Here is a 17,654-nt window from a genome sequence, read left to right on the forward strand (position 1 = left end):
TCCCATCTGGACGACCAGCGCCGCGTGCGCAGGTTCCCGTCGTCGATGGAACGAAGCCCCGGCATCCGCCGGGGTTTTTGTTTGCGCGGCGCGGGACGATAATCGCGACACCTCATCGACGGTCTGCCCATGAATCCTGTCCGCTGGTCGTTCCGCACGCTGATGTTCGTCGGCGCCGTCGCCTGTTTCGCCCTGATCGGTTTCGCGATCTATTCGCAGCTGCAGTGGGGTCTCGAGCCGTGTCCGCTTTGCATCTTCCAGCGGCTGGCCTTCGCGGCGCTCGGCGTGGTGATGTTGATCGCCGGCATCCACGCACCGCGCGGACGCGGCGGGCGTACGGCCTACGGTCTGCTGGGCTTCGCGGCGGCCGCGGTCGGCATCGGCATCGCCGGGCGTCATGTGTGGCTGCAGATGCACCCGCCGGGCTTCGCGACCTGCGGGGCACCGTTCGCCTTCATGCGCGAGACCATGGACACGCCCACGCTGATCCAGAAGGTGCTGACCGGCTCCGGCGACTGCGGCACCGTCGACTGGACGTTCCTCGGCCTGTCGATGCCGGCCTGGAGCCTGGTGTGGTTCCTGCTGCTGGCGGCGGTTGCGCTCTTCGCCGGTCTGCGCACGCGCCGCTGAGCGGCTGCCTGCGTTTTGACGCAGGGCAGCAAACTGCGATGATGGCTGCCCGCGAGAGGAACACCCCATGTCGTCGTCCAACGAGCGCAGCCTGCATCCCGTGAACCTGCCCGAAGACTGGCAGCCGGAGAGCTGGCGCACGCGCCCTGCCAAGCAGCTGCCGACCTATCCCGATCAAGCCGCCCTGGCGGCCGTGCAGGAGGAGCTGCGTGCGCTTCCCCCGCTGGTGACGTCGTGGGAAATCCTGAGCCTCAAGCAGCAGCTGGCCGAGGCCCAGGAGGGCCGCCGCTTCCTGCTGCAGGGCGGCGACTGCGCCGAGAACTTCGGCGACTGCACGTCGGACGTCATCTCCAACCGGCTCAAGGTGCTGCTGCAGATGAGCCTGGTGCTCGTGCACGGCATGCGGCTGCCGGTCGTTCGGGTCGGCCGGTTCGCCGGCCAGTATGCGAAGCCGCGTTCGGCCGACACCGAGACGCGCGACGGCGTGACCCTGCCGTGCTACCGCGGCGACGTCGTCAATGCGCCGGCATTCACGCCCGAGGCGCGGACCCCGGATCCGCGTCGCATGGTGCGCGCGCATGCGCGTTCGGCGATGACGATGAACTTCGTGCGCTCGCTGATCGACGGTGGTTTCGCCGATCTGCACCATCCCGAGTACTGGGGACTGGAGTGGGTGGGCGAGTCGCCGCTGGCCGAGGAATACCAGCGCATGGTCTCCGGCCTCGGCGACGCCGTCCGTTTCATGGAGACGCTGGCCGGCACGCAGGTGCACAACCTCAACCGCGTCGACTTCTACACCTCGCACGAAGCGCTGCTGCTGCCATACGAAGAAGCGAACACGCGCCAGGTGCCGCGCCAGTGGGGCTGGTTCAACCTCAGCACGCATTTTCCGTGGATCGGCGTGCGCACGGCGGCGCTCGATGGCGCGCACGTGGAGTACTTCCGCGGGCTGCGCAACCCGATCGGCGTCAAGGTCGGTCCGACTTCGACACCGGACGAACTGCTGCGCCTGATCGACGTGCTCAATCCCGACGACGAGCCGGGCCGCCTGAGCCTGATCCACCGCATGGGCGCGACGCAGATCGCCGAACGCCTGCCGCCGCTGCTCGACGCGGTGCGCCGTTCCGGCCGTCGCGTGCTGTGGATCTGCGATCCCATGCACGGCAATACCGAGTCGACCAGCAACGGCTACAAGACGCGCCGCTTCGACAACATCCGCAGCGAGATCGAGCAGGCCTTCGACCTGCACGCCGCGGCCGGCACGCGCCTGGGCGGTGTGCATCTGGAACTGACCGGCGAAGACGTCACCGAGTGCATGGGCGGCGCACGGGCGCTGACCGAAACCGATCTCGAGCGCGCCTACAAGAGCCAGGTCGATCCGCGCCTGAATTACGAGCAGGCGCTGGAGACGGCGATGCTGATCGTACGCAAGCAGGTGCAGGTCAGCGGGCTGTCGCGCCAATAACGCCGCCGGCCGCCTGTCGCGGCAGTGCGTGCAGTTCAATCATCGGGCACTTCCGCCGCCGCGGCGGCGAGCATCGCAGCGGCCACGGCCGCCTCGTGTGACGTCAGGACACGTCCGGATTCGGTGCGCGCGTCGAGATCCAGAGCGCGCGCGTCGATGCGGGCCGCCGCTGCGGTGCACATGGCGACATCGGCAACGCCATCGGGGAAGTACCGGTCCCGGAACACATGCGCTTCGTCGATGATCATGGCGTTCCGGCCCTCGACGAATTCGCGTCGGCTTCCTGCGATGCCGTGCGCGTCCAGCAGGGCTTCGAAGCGGGTCATCCAGCGCAGCGCGAGCTGGATCACGCCGTCATTGCGTGCCGCCCAGGCGGCGTAAGCGCGCTGCGCGTCCGTGCCGACAGGTGCTGGAAGCGCGCCGCAGGCATCGACGAGTGAGGATCGGGCGAAGTAGGCCGCGGCCAGCGTCTGGACGGCGGCGAACGTCGGTTCGATCAGACGATCGTCCGCGCGCGCGTGCGGCGAGTTCGTGAGCAGCACGAGGCCGAGCGCCAGCGCCGGGTGTCGCGTCTTCAGGCTGGAAAGGGCCATGGGCAGGACACTCCACGCGCGACGGATGTCGTACGACGAGCCTGGCGGTGACGCGCGCCTGCAACCCTCGGCTCAGACCGCGTTGCGGCGTCTGCGCAGATCGCGCGCGAGCACCAGCACGATCATCAGGTTGAGCAGGAAAACACCCCAGGTCATCCAGTCCGGGTGCTGCCACAGCGCGTAGATCTCGAACGGCAGATACGCGGCCGCGCCGATCACGCCCAGCCATGAGGCCCAGGCGCGATGGCCCCACAGGCCCCAGCCTTCGACCAGTCGCATCACGGCGTAGATCACCGCGACGCCGATCGCGATGTGCAGCCGCTCCGGGGTGATCGCATCGAGCATCGCGGTGCCGCTGCGTTCGGCGTCGACACCGAAGCGCGCGAGCACGCGTTCGAGTTCGTGCTGCAGCGCATCCGGGCCGATCGCCGCGAGGGCGCCGGCGACGAGCAGGGCGAAGACGCCCTTGGCGGCCTCGAACAACGCGATCGCGCGCAGGCCTTTGTGGGTGTCGGTGCGATCGTCGGTCATCAGAACAGGGCGTCCTGTCGGGGTGGCGCGGGCAATGCCGCGCCGGTCAGTGGCCAGGCGCCGAGCGCGTCGTAGCGGCCACCGGGGTTGAAGAGCAGTTCGAATGCGTCGACGTCGAGGACGTCGGCGCCGCAGTCCACCGTATCGAGCCACGGCTGCGGCGGCAGTCCGCGTTCGAGGAACGCGAGCGTCACATGCGGACGCGTGGTCCGCTCCATCGGCGCAATACCCGCGCGGCGCACCGCGTCGTGGCTCGCATCGCACAGGGCCTGCAGTGCAGGGCAGGGCGACGGCAACGCGACGACTGCGCCGGAATGGCGCCAGTAGACGAGACGTTCGAGGGTGACGCGGTGTGGCGGAATCCGGGTCGCGGCTTCGGCGAACGCATCCAGGAGCGCCGGTGCGGCCACGGGTCCAGCGGACTCACCCACGAAGCACAGGGTGATGTGCCACTGGTCGGCGCGCCGCAGTTGCAAAGAAGGCGCGTCCGATGGACGCGCCTCCTGCAAACGGTGCGACACCGTCGCGAGCACCGCCCGGCCGTCGGCACTGGGCCGCCACGCCGGGAACAGCGCCTGGCTCACGCGGCGCGGGACGCGCGCTTGCGATCGCTCTCGGTCAGGAACTTCTTGCGCAGGCGGATTTCCTTCGGCGTGACTTCGACCAGCTCGTCGTCATCGATGAAGTCCAGCGCCTGTTCCAGCGAGAACTTGATCGCCGGGGTCAGCGCGATGGCATCGTCCTTGCCCGAAGCGCGCATGTTGGTCAGCGGCTTGGTCTTGATCGCGTTGACGGTCAGATCGTTGTCCTTGGAGTGGATACCGACCAGCTGACCCTCGTACACGTTGTCGCCTTCGGCAGCGAACAGCTTGCCGCGTTCCTGCAGCGGGCCGAGCGAGTAGGCCGGCGTGGCGCCCGGCGCATTGGCGATCATCACGCCGTTGAGGCGCTTGGCGATCGCGCCGGTTTCCTTCGGTCCGTAACGGTCGAACACGTGGAACAGCAGACCGCCGCCCTGGGTCAGGGTCTTGAACTCGTTCTGGAAGCCGATCAGGCCGCGGGCCGGGATCTCGTAGTCCAGACGCACGCGTCCCTTGCCGTCCGATTCCATGTTCTTCAGCTGGCCCTTGCGGATGCCGAGCTTCTCCATCACGCCGCCCTGGTGCTGCTCTTCGACGTCGACCACCAGCTGTTCGATCGGCTCCATCTGCTGGCCGTCGATCTCCTTGATGATGACTTCCGGGCGCGACACGGCCAGCTCGAAGCCTTCGCGGCGCATGTTCTCGATCAGCACCGACAGGTGCAGCTCGCCGCGGCCCGAGACCAGGAACTTGTCCGCGTCTTCCAGCTGCTCGACCTTCAGCGCCACGTTGTGCACGGTCTCGCGCTCGAGGCGGTCCTTGAGCTGGCGGCTGGTCAGGAACTTGCCGCCCGACAGGTCCTTGTTGCCCGCGAACGGCGAGTTGTTGACCTGGAAGGTCATCGAGATCGTGGGCTCGTCGACGGTCAGGGCCGGCAACGCTTCCGGGGTGTCCAGCGCGCAGACGGTGTCGGAAATGGTCAGGTCCTGGATGCCGGAGATGGCGACGATGTCGCCGGCCTCGGCGGTGTCCTGCTCGATGCGCTCCAGACCCAGGAAGCCGAGCACCTGCATCACCTTGCCCTGGCGCTTCTTGCCTTCACGGCTGATCACCGAGACCGGCATGTTCTTCTTCAGCGTGCCGCGCTGGATGCGGCCGATGCCGATCACGCCCACGAAGTTGTTGTAGTCCAGCTGGCTGATGCGCATCTGGAAGGCGCCGTCCGGGTCGACTTCCGGCATCGGTGCGTGCTGCATGATCGCTTCGTACAGCGGGGTCATGTCGCCCGAACGCGCGGCGTCGTCGAGGCTCGCGTAGCCGTGCAGCGCCGAGGCGTAGACGATCGGGAAGTCGAGCTGCTCGTTGGTCGCGCCGAGCTTGTCGAACAGGTCGAACACCTGGTCGATCACCCAGTCCGGACGCGCGCCCGGACGGTCGATCTTGTTGACGACGACGATCGGCTTGAAGCCCATCGCGAACGCCTTCTGGGTCACGAAGCGCGTCTGCGGCATCGGGCCGTCCATCGCGTCGACCAGGATCAGCACGGTGTCCACCATCGACAGCACGCGCTCGACCTCGCCGCCGAAGTCGGCATGGCCCGGGGTGTCGACGATGTTGATGCGGTTGCCGTTCCAGGTGATCGCCGTGTTCTTGGCGAGGATCGTGATGCCACGTTCCTTTTCCTGGTCGTTGCTGTCCATCACGCGCTCGGCGAGCACGGTGCGCTCGGAGAGGGTGCCCGACTGCTTCAGCAGACAGTCGACGAGGGTGGTCTTGCCGTGGTCGACGTGGGCGACGATGGCGATATTGCGCAGGCGTTCGATGGACATGGGCAAGGCTGCGCCAGAGTCGAAGACCGGGGCGCACAAGAGTCAGTGAAAGAGCCCAGCATTATACGGTGTTGCGCTGCCGCATGGAGGAGCGGTTGGAGCCGGGTATTGAAACCGCCTCCCGGGAGCCACATGTCGCGGGTTCGTCGGCCTGCCGATGATTTTCCCTTCAACCAGGATTCCTCATGTCCCTGAACGCCGTATTCGACACCGACCGTGGCCAGATCACCGTCGAGCTGTATGCCGACAAGGCACCGCTGACCGTCGCCAATTTCGTCAACCTGGCCCAGCGCGGCTTCTACGACGGTCTGAGCTTCCACCGCGTCATCGCCGACTTCATGGTCCAGGGCGGTTGCCCCGAGGGCTCCGGCCGTGGCGGCCCGGGCTACCGGTTCGAGGACGAGACCAACAATGGCGTGAAGCACGAGCGTGGCGTGCTGTCGATGGCGAACGCGGGCCCGAACACCAACGGCAGCCAGTTCTTCATCACCCACATCAAGACCGACTGGCTGGACGGCAAGCACACCGTGTTCGGCAAGGTCACCGAAGGTCTGGACGTGGTCGACGCGGTGAAGCAGGGCGATGCGATCAAGTCGATCAAGATCGTCGGCGACACCGAAGCGGTGCTGGCGGCCAAGGCCGACCGCGTCGCCGAGTGGAACAAGACGCTCGCTGCGTAAGCGACACTGACAGGCCGGCCATTCGCCGGCCTGTTTTCTTTTGGGGGATGGAATGACCTCGAGCAGCAGGTGGTGGTGTGGTTTGGTGCTGGCGCTGGGCGTCGGCGCGCTGTCAGGGTGCGGGCCGTCCGCGCCCGATCCCGACATCGACGGCGTCGGCCCGGAGACTGCGGCCACGCCGCAGGCGCAGGATCTCGAGCGCAGCCTCGAAGGCATCTGGAGCACCGGCGTTTCCAGCGGCGACGATGCCGAAACGATCTACGCCATCGAATGGCTGAGCGCCGGGGACCTGCGCATCCTGCGCGACGGCCGCTGGCTCGCCGGCACGGTCGAGGATGTCGATGTCGACAACCAGACCCTGGCCTTCCACGTCACCCGCGAGAATGGCCCCGACGAGACCGTGACCCTGCGCAAGGTGCAGGACGCGGCATCCGGCGAGGGCTTCCACCTGCGCGTCACCTGGGCGCAGGGCCAGACCGAAACGCTGGGCTTCGTGCGCCGGCTGACCGATCGCGACCGGCAGGCGATCGTGCTGGAAGTCCGCCAGAGCACGGTGCTGCCCGAGGCGGTCGCGTGCGGCGGCGATGCACCGGCGGGCAGCCTGCGGGCGACACTGGCCTGCAGCCAGAGCGAGTTCGCCGAACTCGACCGCGGAATGCGCACGCAGCTGGTCGAACTGTCGGCGCGGTACCCCGACGGCGACCGTACGGCGGCCGCGGTCGTCCAGCAGCTCGATGCCTGCAAGACGCCCGAGTGCCTGCGCGAGGCCTATGCGCAATGGCAGACCTATTTCGACGAGAACTACGACCTCGGCGACGTGCTCGACTACCTCTGAAGCCACGCCGCGCCGGCGGTCGCCACAGGGCTGCGTGGTACCATCTGCCGCCGAAAATCAGCGCTTCCGCCGCATTCCCGACGCTTCAAGAAGAGATTCCTCCGATGCCCCAGCTCGCCGCGCGGACCGCTCGCGCCAAGCCCAGCGCCATCATGCAGGTCGCCGAAAAGGCGAAGCGCCTGAAGGCCGAAGGCCGGGACATCATCAGCTTCTCGATCGGCGTGCCGAATTTCCTGCCCGGCCCGCATGTGTATGCGGCCGCGCGCGAGGCGCTCGACCACGACAGCGGCCAGTACGGCAGCAACCGCGGCAGCGATGCGCTGCTCGACGCGTTCATCGGCCATCTCGATCGCATCGGCCTGCCGGGCTACACCCGCGCGCATTGCGCCAGCGGCATCGGCGCCAAGCACATCCTCTACACGCTGGCCGAAGTGCTGCTTGACGAGGGCGACGGCTTCGCATTCGCCACGCCGTACTGGACGACGTACCTGGACATCGCCGAGATCGTCGGCGCCGACATCCAGCTGCTGCCGTGCCCGCCCGAACAGGACTACAAGCTCACCCCGGCGCAGCTCGATGCCGCATTGGCGCGCAAGCCCAAGGTCTTCCTGTTCAACAATCCGTCGAACCCGACCGGCATGGTTTACACGCGCAGCGAGATCGCCGCGCTGGCCGACGTGCTGGTGCGCCATCCCGACACGTGGATCGTCACCGACGACATCTACAACCGCATGGTCTTCGACGGTATCGGCTACCACAACGTGGTGCAGGCGCGGCCCGAGCTGCGCGAGCGCACGATCTTCGTCGACTCGCTGTCCAAGACCTACGGCATGCCCGGCTGGCGCGTCGGCCTGCTGGCGGGGCCGGAGAATGTCGCGAAAGCCTTCGCGACGATGAACTCCAACCACATCACCAATGTGCCGGAAGTCGTCACTGCCGCCGCGGTCGCCGCGCTGTCCGGCCCGCAGGACGTGCCGACGGCGAAGTGCGCCGAATTCCAGGCGCGCCGCGACCTGGTGATGGCCGCGCTGGCGGAGATCCCGGGCGTGGTCTGCCCGAAGCCTGCCGGCGCGTTCTACGTGTTTCCCGACATCAGCGTCGCGTTTGGCAAGTCGCATGGCGACCTGCGCATCGAAAACGACGTCGACCTGTGCAATGCGCTGCTCGAAGCCAAGGGCGTGGCCTGTGTGCCGGGCTCGGCGTTCGGCGAGCCGCGCGCGTTGCGCATCAGCTACACCTGTCCCGAAGCGCAGCTCGCGCCGGGACTCGCCCGGATCCGCGAATTCTTCGCGGAACTGACCTGAGCCGGCCAGCCTTCGCCCGCCGGTTGTTTCCCACCCACGTACCGTTCGATTTGATACGAGAGGAATGACGATGAAGAAGCCCGTCCGTGTTGCCGTGACCGGCGCTGCCGGCCAGATCGGCTATGCGCTGCTGTTCCGGATCGCCTCCGGCGAAATGCTGGGCAAGGACCAGCCGGTGATCCTGCAGCTGCTCGAACTGCCGATCGACAAGGCACAGGCCGCGCTGAAGGGCGTGATCATGGAGCTCGAGGATTGCGCGTTCCCGCTGCTGGCCGATGTCGTCGGCACCGACGATCCGGAAGTGGCGTTCAAGGACGCCGACATCGCCCTGCTGGTCGGCGCGCGCCCGCGCGGCCCGGGCATGGAGCGCAAGGATCTGCTGCTCGAGAACGCCAAGATCTTCACCGCCCAGGGAGCGGCGCTGAACAAGGTCGCCTCGCGTGACGTCAAGGTGCTGGTGGTCGGCAACCCGGCCAACACCAATGCCTACATCGCCATGAAGTCGGCGCCGGACCTCAACCCGCGCAACTTCACCGCGATGCTGCGCCTCGACCACAACCGCGCGCTGAGCCAGCTGGCGACCAAGGCCGACGTGGCCGTGGGCGACATCGAGGGTCTGATCGTGTGGGGCAACCACAGCCCGACCATGTACCCGGACTACCGCTTCGCGACCGCGAACGGCCAGAACCTGAAGGACAAGGTCAACGACGCCGACTGGAACGCCAACACGTTCATTCCGCAGGTCGGCAAGCGCGGCGCGGCGATCATCGAAGCGCGTGGCCTGTCCTCGGCCGCGTCGGCCGCCAACGCCGCCATCGACCACATCCACGACTGGGTGCTGGGCAGCAACGGCAAGTGGGTGACGATGGGCGTGCCGTCCGACGGCAGCTACGGCATCCCGGAAGGCGTGATCTTCGGCTTCGCGGTGACCACCGAGAACGGCGAGTACACGCTGGTCAAGGACATCGAAGTCGACGACTTCAGCCAGAAGGCTATCGACAAGACGCTGGCCGAGCTCGAGGAAGAGCGCAGCGGCGTGGCGCATCTGCTGGCCTGAGCCCTGCAGCGCGTCGAGAAAAAGCCGGGCCTTGTGCCCGGCTTTTTCGTGGGCGCGCGCGTGGATTCCCGCGCGGTGTAGACCATTGTCGTAACGCATCCTGGCCACGCGCGGACTAGCCTCGGGAATCCGCAACCGGAGGGTCGTCATGGGCTACGAGGAATTCCACCGCCGCTCCATCGAAGATCCCGAAGGGTTCTGGGGCGAGCAGGCGCAGGCGATCCACTGGCACAAAACCCCGGACCGGATCCTCGACTATTCGAATCCGCCGTTCCGCAAGTGGTTCGTCGGCGGCGAGACCAACCTCTGCTTCAATGCCGTCGACCGGCATCTCGACGCGCGCGGCGACCAGCTCGCGCTCGTCGCGATCTCGACCGAAACGAACGAGACGCGCGAGATCACCTACGCGCAGCTGTACCGCGAGGTCAACGATTTCGCTGCAGTACTTAAAGCGCTCGGCGTCGGGCGCGGCGACCGCGTCGTCATCTACATGCCGAACATGGCCGAGGCCGCGTTCGCGATGCTGGCCTGCGCGCGCATCGGCGCAGTGCACTCGGTGGTGTTCGGCGGTTTCGCCGCGCACAACCTCGCGCTGCGTATCGACGATGCGAAGCCCGCGCTGCTGATCGCCGCCGATGCCGGCAGTCGCGGCGGCAAGGTCATTCCGTACAAGCCGCTGGTCGACGCCGCGTGCGCGGAAGCGCAATCCCCACCGCCGCACGTGCTGATCGTCGATCGCGGGCTCGATCCCGGCTATGCGCGCCTCGACGGGCGCGACATCGATTACGCGACGCTCCGCGCGCAGCACGCCGGCACCGATGTGCCGGTGGAGTGGCTGGAGTCCAACGAACCGAGCTATCTGCTCTACACCTCCGGTACCACCGGCAAGCCGAAAGGCGTGCAGCGCGACATCGGCGGCTATGCGGTCGCGATGGCGCTGTCGATGTGGTCGATCTACGACATCCGCCCGGGGCAGGTGATGTTCACCACGTCCGACGTGGGCTGGGCGGTCGGGCATTCGTACAACGTCTACGGCCCGCTGATCGCAGGCGCGACGGTGATTCTCTACGAGGGCCTGCCGATCCATCCCGACGGCGGCATCTGGTGGAAGATCTGCGCCGACTACGGCGTGCGCACGATGTTCTCCTCGCCGACCGCAGTGCGCGTGCTGAAGAAGCAGGACCCGAAATTCCTGAAGCAGTACGACCTGTCGAAGCTGCAGTACCTGTTCCTCGCCGGCGAGCCCTTGGACGAGCCCACGGCGAACTGGATCAGCACCGGCCTCGGCGGCACGACCATCATCGACAACTACTGGCAGACCGAAACCGGCTGGCCGGTGCTGGCGCTGATGCCGGGCGTCGAACTCAAGCCGGTGAAGTTCGGCTCCCCCGGACTGCCGACGCCGGGTTACGACCTGCGCGTGATCGACGAAGCCACCGGCGAACGCGTCCCACCCGGCACCAAGGGCGTGCTGGTGATCCAGCCGCCGCTGCCGCCCGGCTGCATGACCACGGTGTGGAACGACGATCAGCGCTTCCTGTCGAGCTACTTCTCGCACTTCAAGGAGCTCGTTTACAGCTCATTGGACTGGGCGATCCAGGACGAGGACGGCTACACCTTCATCCTCGGCCGCACCGACGACGTCATCAACGTCGCCGGCCATCGCCTGGGCACGCGCGAGATCGAGGAATCGGTGTCCAGCCACCCGGCCGTCGCCGAGGCCGCGGTGATCGGCGTCGCCGACGAATTGAAGGGCCAGGTGCCGATCGTGTTCGTGACGCTCAAGCAGGCATCGGCGGATGCGGATGCGCAGCACGCGACCGCGGGCGAGATGATGCGTACCGTCACCGACCAGCTCGGCGCCGTCGCGCGCCCGGCGCGGGTCTACGTGGTCAATGCGCTGCCGAAGACGCGCTCGGGCAAGTTGTTGCGGCGTTCGCTGCAGGCGCTGGCGGAATCACGTGATCCGGGAGATCTCTCGACGCTCGACGATCCGAATGCGCTGGAGGAAGTGCGCCGCGTTCTCGCGCGGGGCGCAGACGCCGGCTGAGCCTTCAATCTGCCGGCGCGACGCCGGTGTAGTGCGCGCGCGGGCGGATCAGCATGCCGAGTTCCTGCTGCTCCAGCGCGTGCGCCAGCCAGCCGGCGAGCCGGCCGGCGGCGAACATGCACAGCGCCGGCGTGGCCGGCAGTCCGTGCACGAAACAGATCGCCGCGAGCATGCCGTCGATATTCGGATGGCGGCCGCTGGTCTCGGCCGCGGAGGTGAGCACCGCTTCGACCTGCTGCATGCGTGCATCGCCCGCATGACGGGCGCGCAGCATCGCCAGCACTTCGGCCGCCCGCGGATCGCCGTCGGGATACAGCACGTGATGGAAGCCGGGCAGGTCGTCGCCGCGTTGCCAGCGCTCGGCGACGAAGGCAGCGGGCGAGGGTGCATCGCAGGCCTCGCGGATCAGCGCATGCGCGCGCGCCGTCGCGCCGCCATGGCGTGGGCCCGACAGCGCGGCGAGTCCCGCGCAGACCGTCGCGTGCAGATGCGCGCCGGTGGACGCGACCACACGCGCGGCGAAGGCGGACACGTTGAGTTCGTGGTCCGCGCACAGCACCAGCGCCGCGCGCACGAGATCGGCGAACGCCGCGTCGCCGGGACGCCATGCATCGGCGAGCAGTACGTGGACGGGGCGCGCATCCGGCGTGCCGGCGACCAGCAACGCCGCGTTCTGGCGCAGCAATGTGGCCGCGACGCCGCGCTTGGCCGCAGGTGCGGCGCTCAGCGAATGCCGCAGATCCGGTGCGAGCAGCGGGATCGCGGCCATCGCACGTTCGATCGGCGGCAGGGTGGCATCGCCGGCGATCGCGGCGACGCGCGCGGGCCAGTCGCCGGTCGCGGCGTCGAAGGGATCGGCATCGCCGCAATCCCACAACAGCCGCGCGGTGTCTTCGAGCGTGGCGCCGCTGCGGACCATCGCGACCGCGGAACGTCCGCGGTAATACGGACTGTCGGGCCGGATCAGCGAGATCCGTGTCTCCATTACCGGCAGGCCGCGGTCGAGGCTCTGCGCCGCGCCGCGCGCCGCGCCGCGGCCTGCGCGTTTGCGCTGGGTCAGACGCTCGACGTCCTGGCGCAGGTACACGCGGCTGCGATGGTCGGCGCCGGGGCGCGACTTCAGCAGGCCGCGGCTGACGTAGGCGTAGAGCGTCGCGGTACTGATGCCGAGCGCCGCGCAGGCTTCGGCGGCGGACATCAGGTCGCCATCGTTCGCATTCACAGTGAACCCCGATGTATTGATTGATTCGATCAAGATTGATCAACCATTCGGATGGTGCCAGATTGCACGCCATCGCGGTACACCGCAGCTCCGGAGTCGCACCCATGACCACGCTTTCCGCAGGCGCGAAGTTCCGCGCCGCGCTCGCCGCCGAATCGCCGCTGCAGGTGATCGGCGCGATCAACGCCAACCACGCATTGCTGGCCAAGCGCACCGGCTTCCAGGCGATCTACCTCTCGGGTGGTGGCGTCGCCGCGGGCTCGCTGGGTCTGCCGGATCTGGGCATCAACACGCTCGAAGACGTGCTGATCGACGTGCGCCGCATCACCGATGTCTGCGACCTGCCGCTGCTGGTCGACATCGACACCGGCTTCGGCGCGAGCGCGTTCAACATCGAGCGCACCGTGAAGTCTCTGATCAAGGCGGGCGCGGCGGCGTGCCATATCGAAGACCAGGTCGGTGCCAAGCGCTGCGGCCATCGTCCGGGCAAGGAGATCGTGTCACAGGGTGAGATGGTCGACCGGGTCAAGTCCGCGGCCGATGCGAAGACCGATCCCGATTTCTTCCTGATCGCGCGCACCGATGCGATCCAGGTCGACGGTGTGGACGCTGCGATCGAACGCGCGGTCGCCTGCGTCGAAGCCGGCGCCGACGGCATCTTCGCCGAGGCCGCCTATGACCTCGACACCTATCGCCGCTTCGTCGATGCGGTGAAGGTGCCGGTGCTGGCCAACATCACCGAGTTCGGCAAGACGCCGCTGTTCACCCGCGACGAGCTGGCCTCGGCCGGTGTCGCGATCCAGCTGTTCCCGCTGTCCGCATTCCGTGCCGCGAACAAGGCCGCCGAGAACGTCTACGCCGCCGTGCGCCGCGACGGCCACCAGCAGAGCGTCGTCGACGCGATGCAGACCCGCGAGGAACTCTACGAGCGCATCGGCTATCACGCATTCGAACAGCGCCTCGACGCGCTGTTCGCATCGAACAAGCAGTAAGCCACTCCCGATTTTTTCATCCGTGCCTGCGGGCATCCAACGGAGATTCCAGATGAGCGACACCGCCACCACCGCCCCCGGTTTCAAGCCGAAGAAGTCCGTCGCGCTCAGCGGCACGGCCGCCGGCAATACTGCGCTGTGCACCGTCGGCCGCAGCGGCAACGATCTGCATTACCGCGGCTACGACATTCTCGATCTCGCGCGCACCAGCGAGTTCGAGGAAATTGCCTATCTGCTGGTCCACGGCAAGCTGCCGACCGAAGCGGAGCTGCGCGGCTACAAGGCCAAGCTGAAGTCCCTGCGCGGCATCCCGGCGGCGGTGAAGGCCGCGCTCGAGGAACTGCCGCCGTCGGCGCATCCGATGGACGTCATGCGCACCGGCGTGTCGGTGCTGGGCTGCGTGCAGCCGGAGAAAGACGACCACAACCATCCGGGCGCGCGCGATATCGCCGACAAGCTGATGGCCTGCCTCGGTTCGATGCTGCTGTACTGGTACCACTGGAGCCACAACGGCCGCGCGATCGACGTCGAAACCGATGACGATTCGATCGGCGGGCACTTCCTGCATCTGCTGCATGGCCACGAGCCGCGCGAGTCCTGGGTCAAGGCGATGCACACCTCGCTGATCCTGTACGCGGAGCACGAGTTCAACGCCTCGACCTTCGCCTGTCGCGTCATCGCCGGCACCGGCAGCGACATGCACAGCGCGATCACCGGTGGCATCGGCGCGCTGCGCGGCCCCAAGCACGGCGGCGCGAACGAAGTCGCGTTCGAAGTGCAGAAGCGGTACGACACGCCCGACGAAGCGGAAGCCGACATCAAGGCACGCGTGGAGAAGAAGGAAGTGATCATCGGCTTCGGCCATCCGGTCTATACCGTCAGCGATCCGCGCAACGAGGTGATCAAGCAGGTCTCGAAGGAGCTGTCGGACGAGGCGGGCAGTCGCAAGATGTACGACATCGCCGAGCGTCTGGAGACGGTGATGTGGGACATCAAGAAGATGTTCCCGAACCTCGACTGGTTCAGTGCGGTGAGCTACCACATGATGGGCGTGCCGACCGCGATGTTCACCCCGCTGTTCGTCATCGCACGCACCGCCGGCTGGAGCGCGCACGTCATCGAGCAGCGCATCGACGGCAAGATCATCCGTCCGAGCGCGCACTACACCGGCCCCGAGGACCAGGCGTTCGTGCCGATCGCCGAGCGCACATAACGCCGTCCTGCACCGGTCCCCGCATGCGCGGGGACCTCGCGTTTCCGCTCCTTTGGAATTGTTGAAGCCAGCCATGAACAGCCAGCACCGCAAACCCCTTCCCGGCACGCAACTCGACTGGTTCGACGCGCGTGCGGCCGTCGAAGCCCTCGCGCCCGGCGCGTACGACCGCATGTCCTACACCGCACGCGTGCACGCCGAGAATCTGGTGCGGCGCTGCGAACCGGCGCAGCTCGACGATGCGCTGCGCCAGCTGATCGAACTGCGGCAGGACATCGACTTCCCGTGGTATCCGGCGCGCGTGGTCTGCCACGACATCCTTGGACAGACCGCGCTGGTCGATCTGGCCGGTCTGCGCGATGCGATTGCCGACCAGGGCGGCGACCCGGCGAAGGTCAATCCGGTCGTGCCGGTGCAACTGATCGTCGACCATTCGCTGGCGGTGGAATGCGGCGGCTACGATCCGGATGCATTCACCAAGAACCGCACGATCGAAGACCGCCGCAATGCCGACCGCTTCCACTTCATCGACTGGACCAAACTCGCGTTCCACAACGTGGAGGTGATTCCGCCGGGCAACGGGATCATGCACCAGATCAATCTGGAGAAGATGTCGCCGGTGGTCTACGTCCAGGACGGCGTCGCGTTTCCGGACACCTGCGTCGGCACCGACAGCCACACGCCACACGTCGATGCGCTGGGCGTGATCGCGATCGGCGTCGGTGGTCTCGAAGCCGAGAACGTCATGCTCGGCCGCGCGTCGTGGATGCGCACGCCGGAGATCGTCGGCGTCGAACTGGCAGGCCGGCCCGGCCCCGGCATCACCGCGACCGATGTCGTGCTGGCGCTGACCGAGTTCCTGCGCAAGTCGAAGGTGGTCGGTGCGTATCTGGAATTCCGTGGACCCGGCGCGGCTGCGCTGTCGGTCGGCGACCGCGCGACGATCTCCAATATGGCGCCCGAGTACGGCGCGACCGCGGCGATGTTCTTCATCGATGACAACACGCTCGACTACCTGCGCCTGACCGGTCGCGAGGACACCCAGGTCGCACTGGTCGAAACCTATGCGAAGGCCGCCGGGCTGTGGGCCGATGCGCTGGCCAGCGCCGAGTACGTGCGCACGCTGCACTTCGACCTGTCGAGCGTGGTCCGCAACATGGCCGGCCCGTCGAACCCGCACAAGCGCGTGGCGACCAGCGATCTCGCCGCCAGCGGCATCGCCGGCGCGTGGGAGATGCCGACCGAGGGCACGATGCCCGACGGCGCGGTGATCATCGCCGCGATCACCAGCTGCACCAACACCTCGAACCCGCGCAACGTCATCGCCGCCGCGCTGCTGGCGCGCAACGCGAATGCGCGCGGCCTCACGCGCAAGCCATGGGTCAAGAGTTCACTGGCGCCCGGTTCCAAGGCCGTGCAGCTGTATCTCGAGGAGAGCGGCCTGCTGCCGGATCTCGAGCAGCTCGGCTTCGGCATCGTTGCGTTCGCCTGCACCACCTGCAACGGCATGAGCGGCGCATTGGATCCGGCGATCCAGCAGGAGATCATCGACCGCGACCTGTACGCGACCGCCGTGCTCAGCGGCAACCGCAATTTCGACGGCCGCATCCATCCCTACGCCAAGCAGGCCTTCCTCGCGTCGCCGCCGCTGGTGATCGCCTATGCGATCGCCGGCACCGTGCGCTTCGACATCGAGAAGGACGTGCTCGGCATCGACCACGATGGCAACGCGGTCACGCTCAAGGATCTCTGGCCTTCGGATGAAGAGATCGACGCGGTGGTCAAGGCCAGCGTCAAGCCGGAGCAGTTCCGCGCCGTCTACGGCCCGATGTTCAAGCTCCACGTCGATACCGGCGAGCGCGTCGCGCCGCTGTACGACTGGCGCGAGATGAGTACCTACATCCGCCGTCCGCCGTACTGGGAAGGTGCGCTGGCCGGCACGCGCACGTTGACCGGCATGCGCCCGCTCGCGGTGCTCGGCGACAACATCACCACCGATCACCTGTCGCCGTCGAACGCGATCATGGCCGACAGCGCAGCCGGCGAGTACCTCGCGAAGATGGGCGTGCCGGAGGAGGACTTCAATTCCTACGCGACCCACCGCGGCGATCATCTGACCGCGCAGCGCGCCACGTTCGCCAATCCGAAGCTCGTCAACGAGATGGCGATCGTCGACGGCACCGTGCGGCAGGGCTCGCTGGCGCGCATCGAGCCGGACGGCCAGGTTGTGCGCATGTGGGAGGCGATCGAGACCTACATGGACCGCAAGCAGCCGCTGGTGATCATCGCCGGCGCCGACTACGGCCAGGGCAGCTCGCGCGACTGGGCGGCCAAGGGCGTGCGTCTGGCGGGCGTGGAAGCGATCGTGGCCGAAGGCTTCGAGCGCATCCACCGCACCAACCTGATCGGCATGGGCGTGCTGCCGCTGGAATTCCAGCCCGGCGTGACCCGCCTGACGCTCGGCATCGACGGCACCGAAACCTTCGACGTCACAGGCGACCGCACCCCGCGCGCGATGCTCACGCTGGTGATCCACCGCCATGACGGCACGCAGCTGTCGGTGCCGGTGATCTGCCGTCTCGATACTGCGGAAGAAGTCTCGATCTACGAAGCCGGTGGCGTGCTGCAGCGGTTTGCGCAGGATTTTCTGGAGTCTTCGAAGGTCGCGTGAC

Annotated in this window: 15 protein-coding genes; 10 read left to right on the forward strand and 5 right to left on the reverse strand. The window is 67.4% G+C overall.

The genetic code is table 11. The annotated features are described in order from the left end of the window. The first annotated feature begins 129 nt into the window (after positions 1 to 129). Together V3391_RS00145 and V3391_RS00150 are read left to right on the forward strand one after the other, a co-directional pair. Complete coding sequence (locus V3391_RS00145) at positions 130 to 630, forward strand: disulfide bond formation protein B (RefSeq protein ID WP_332076392.1); 501 nt, start codon at positions 130 to 132, stop codon at positions 628 to 630. A 67-nt stretch (positions 631 to 697) separates the two neighbouring features. Continuing rightward, positions 698 to 2,095 (forward strand): class II 3-deoxy-7-phosphoheptulonate synthase, encoded by a 1,398-nt coding sequence (locus V3391_RS00150; protein ID WP_332076393.1) that lies wholly within the window; start codon positions 698 to 700, stop codon positions 2,093 to 2,095. A gap of 35 nt (positions 2,096 to 2,130) precedes the next feature. On the opposite strand, the gene V3391_RS00155 is transcribed toward V3391_RS00150, so the two are convergent. The 4 genes from V3391_RS00155 to typA form a co-directional block, all read right to left on the reverse strand. Continuing rightward, positions 2,131 to 2,688, reverse strand: a complete 558-nt coding sequence (locus V3391_RS00155; RefSeq protein ID WP_332076394.1) for a hypothetical protein — start codon at positions 2,686 to 2,688, stop codon at positions 2,131 to 2,133. Positions 2,689 to 2,760: 72 nt separating this feature from the next. Next, positions 2,761 to 3,219 (reverse strand): DUF2127 domain-containing protein, encoded by a 459-nt coding sequence (locus V3391_RS00160; RefSeq protein ID WP_332076395.1) that lies wholly within the window; start codon positions 3,217 to 3,219, stop codon positions 2,761 to 2,763. Next, complete coding sequence (locus V3391_RS00165) at positions 3,219 to 3,803, reverse strand: 2'-5' RNA ligase family protein (protein WP_332076396.1); 585 nt, start codon at positions 3,801 to 3,803, stop codon at positions 3,219 to 3,221. Before V3391_RS00165 ends, V3391_RS00160 begins: the two co-directional genes overlap by 1 nt. Continuing rightward, a complete protein-coding gene (typA, locus tag V3391_RS00170) occupies positions 3,800 to 5,629 on the reverse strand; it encodes a translational GTPase TypA (protein WP_332076397.1) in 1,830 nt (609 codons plus the stop codon). The genes V3391_RS00165 and typA overlap by 4 nt, the downstream gene beginning before the upstream one ends. Before the next feature lie 185 nt (positions 5,630 to 5,814). On the opposite strand from typA, the gene V3391_RS00175 reads away from it, so the two are divergent. From V3391_RS00175 to prpE, 5 genes are all read left to right on the forward strand, one after another. After that, entirely contained in the window at positions 5,815 to 6,309 is a 495-nt protein-coding gene (locus V3391_RS00175; RefSeq protein ID WP_332076398.1) for a peptidylprolyl isomerase, read from the forward strand. A gap of 85 nt (positions 6,310 to 6,394) precedes the next feature. Then, positions 6,395 to 7,144 carry a hypothetical protein gene (locus V3391_RS00180; RefSeq protein WP_332076399.1) on the forward strand — a complete coding sequence of 250 codons (750 nt, stop codon included), beginning with the start codon at positions 6,395 to 6,397 and terminating at the stop codon, positions 7,142 to 7,144. A gap of 104 nt (positions 7,145 to 7,248) precedes the next feature. Beyond that, entirely contained in the window at positions 7,249 to 8,448 is a 1,200-nt protein-coding gene (locus tag V3391_RS00185; RefSeq protein WP_332076400.1) for an aminotransferase class I/II-fold pyridoxal phosphate-dependent enzyme, read from the forward strand. A 70-nt stretch (positions 8,449 to 8,518) separates the two neighbouring features. Beyond that, the gene (locus V3391_RS00190) at positions 8,519 to 9,505 is read left to right on the forward strand and encodes a malate dehydrogenase (protein ID WP_332076401.1); all 987 of its coding nucleotides are present in this window, start codon (positions 8,519 to 8,521) and stop codon (positions 9,503 to 9,505) included. A gap of 148 nt (positions 9,506 to 9,653) precedes the next feature. Continuing rightward, entirely contained in the window at positions 9,654 to 11,555 is a 1,902-nt protein-coding gene (gene prpE / locus V3391_RS00195; protein WP_332076402.1) for a propionate--CoA ligase, read from the forward strand. A gap of 4 nt (positions 11,556 to 11,559) precedes the next feature. Here prpE and V3391_RS00200 read toward each other — a convergent pair whose 3' ends face one another. Next, the gene (locus V3391_RS00200; protein WP_332076403.1) at positions 11,560 to 12,753 is read right to left on the reverse strand and encodes a citrate synthase family protein; all 1,194 of its coding nucleotides are present in this window, start codon (positions 12,751 to 12,753) and stop codon (positions 11,560 to 11,562) included. Positions 12,754 to 12,881: 128 nt separating this feature from the next. Between V3391_RS00200 and prpB the strand changes: the two genes are divergently transcribed. From prpB to acnD, 3 genes are all read left to right on the forward strand, one after another. Then, positions 12,882 to 13,769, forward strand: coding sequence for a methylisocitrate lyase (gene prpB / locus V3391_RS00205; RefSeq protein WP_332076404.1), 888 nt, complete (start codon positions 12,882 to 12,884; stop codon positions 13,767 to 13,769). A gap of 52 nt (positions 13,770 to 13,821) precedes the next feature. Then, on the forward strand, positions 13,822 to 14,982 hold the full coding sequence (gene prpC, locus V3391_RS00210; RefSeq protein ID WP_332076405.1) for a bifunctional 2-methylcitrate synthase/citrate synthase: 1,161 nt from the start codon (positions 13,822 to 13,824) through the stop codon (positions 14,980 to 14,982). Between the two features lie 73 nt (positions 14,983 to 15,055). After that, positions 15,056 to 17,653 carry a Fe/S-dependent 2-methylisocitrate dehydratase AcnD gene (gene acnD, locus V3391_RS00215; protein WP_332076406.1) on the forward strand — a complete coding sequence of 866 codons (2,598 nt, stop codon included), beginning with the start codon at positions 15,056 to 15,058 and terminating at the stop codon, positions 17,651 to 17,653. Position 17,654 lies beyond the last annotated feature (1 nt).

Origin of the sequence: Luteimonas flava (genome assembly GCF_036584485.1) — a bacterium.
Lineage (GTDB): Bacteria > Pseudomonadota > Gammaproteobacteria > Xanthomonadales > Xanthomonadaceae > Luteimonas > Luteimonas flava.

Bases quoted from the DNA above. Each gene is read 5' to 3' on its own strand.
- prpC (WP_332076405.1), top strand. From the start codon at position 13,822: ATGAGCGACACCGCCACCACCGCCCCCGGTTTCAAGCCGAAGAAGTCC.
- typA (WP_332076397.1), bottom strand. From the start codon at position 5,629: ATGTCCATCGAACGCCTGCGCAATATCGCCATCGTCGCCCACGTCGAC.
- acnD (WP_332076406.1), top strand. From the start codon at position 15,056: ATGAACAGCCAGCACCGCAAACCCCTTCCCGGCACGCAACTCGACTGG.
- V3391_RS00160 (WP_332076395.1), bottom strand. From the start codon at position 3,219: ATGACCGACGATCGCACCGACACCCACAAAGGCCTGCGCGCGATCGCG.
- V3391_RS00190 (WP_332076401.1), top strand. From the start codon at position 8,519: ATGAAGAAGCCCGTCCGTGTTGCCGTGACCGGCGCTGCCGGCCAGATC.
- V3391_RS00155 (WP_332076394.1), bottom strand. From the start codon at position 2,688: ATGGCCCTTTCCAGCCTGAAGACGCGACACCCGGCGCTGGCGCTCGGC.
- V3391_RS00150 (WP_332076393.1), top strand. From the start codon at position 698: ATGTCGTCGTCCAACGAGCGCAGCCTGCATCCCGTGAACCTGCCCGAA.
- V3391_RS00145 (WP_332076392.1), top strand. From the start codon at position 130: ATGAATCCTGTCCGCTGGTCGTTCCGCACGCTGATGTTCGTCGGCGCC.
- prpE (WP_332076402.1), top strand. From the start codon at position 9,654: ATGGGCTACGAGGAATTCCACCGCCGCTCCATCGAAGATCCCGAAGGG.
- V3391_RS00175 (WP_332076398.1), top strand. From the start codon at position 5,815: ATGTCCCTGAACGCCGTATTCGACACCGACCGTGGCCAGATCACCGTC.
- V3391_RS00200 (WP_332076403.1), bottom strand. From the start codon at position 12,753: ATGTCCGCCGCCGAAGCCTGCGCGGCGCTCGGCATCAGTACCGCGACG.
- V3391_RS00185 (WP_332076400.1), top strand. From the start codon at position 7,249: ATGCCCCAGCTCGCCGCGCGGACCGCTCGCGCCAAGCCCAGCGCCATC.
- prpB (WP_332076404.1), top strand. From the start codon at position 12,882: ATGACCACGCTTTCCGCAGGCGCGAAGTTCCGCGCCGCGCTCGCCGCC.